This window comes from Aquabacterium sp. A08 (assembly GCF_011742065.1).
Window position 1 is genome coordinate 1 of the sequence record NZ_JAAQQT010000475.1, and the last position, 971, is coordinate 971.

The following is a 971-nucleotide window of genomic DNA, read 5'->3' on the forward strand; positions in this document are numbered from 1 at the left end:
CGCATGACACTTCGCCCCCTGACCTGTGCCCTTTTGCTGTCGGGCAGCGCCACCGCCTTCGCCCAGACGGTGCTGACCGTCTCGAGCTGGCTGCCCCCCACCCACACCGTGAGCGTCAGCCAGACCAAGTGGTGCGCCGCCCTGGAACAGGAATCCAAGAACAGTCTCAAGTGCAACATCCTGCCCAAGGCGGTGGTGGCGCCGCCCGGCACCTTCGACGCGGTCCGGGACGGCATCGCCGACATTTCATTCACCGTGGACGGGTACACGCCTGGCCGGTTTGTCTTCACCCAGGTGGCCGAATTCCCCTTCCTGGGCGACAGTTCTGAATCGACCTCAGTGGCCTACCAGCGCATTTACCAGAAGCATTTCGCCCCCATCGGCGAGCACCGCGGGGCCAAGGTGCTGGGCGTGTTCACCCACGGCCCCGGCGTCATCTTCAACACCAAAAAACCCATCACGTCGGCCGCCGACGTGGCTTCGCTCAAGTTCCGCATCGGCGGCGGCAACATCAGCGAGCTCTCCAAAGCCATGGGCTGGAACGTGACGCTCAAACCCGCGACCGAGTCCTACGAACTGCTGTCCACCGGCGTCATGGACGGCACCTTCCTGCCGGACGAGTCCTTGGCCTCGTTCAAGCTGAACATGGTCAAGCACGTCACGCGTTTCCCGGGAGGCCTGTACAACAGCTCGTTCGTATTCCTGATGAACGCAGACAAATACAAGTCGCTCACCGCCGAACAGAAAGCCGTGGTCGACAAACTCTCCGGCGAGTACGTGGCCCGCCTGTTCGGCCAAGGGTGGGACGCGCTGGACAAAGCCTCGCGCGAAGGCGCGCAGGTCACCCAAGGGGTGCAACAGACCGCCGCGCCGCAGGCCTTCGTCAACGAAGTGAAGGCCAAGCAGGCCGCGCTGGAAGACAAGTGGGCCGCGGCCGCCGAGGCCAAGGGCCTCAAGAACGCCAAGGGCGT

General features: G+C 64.2%; 1 protein-coding gene. It reads left to right on the top strand.

The annotated features are described in order from the left end of the window. Positions 1-971: TRAP transporter substrate-binding protein (locus tag HA630_RS02705; RefSeq protein WP_371809185.1), on the top strand; the 971-nt coding region annotated here is incomplete at both ends.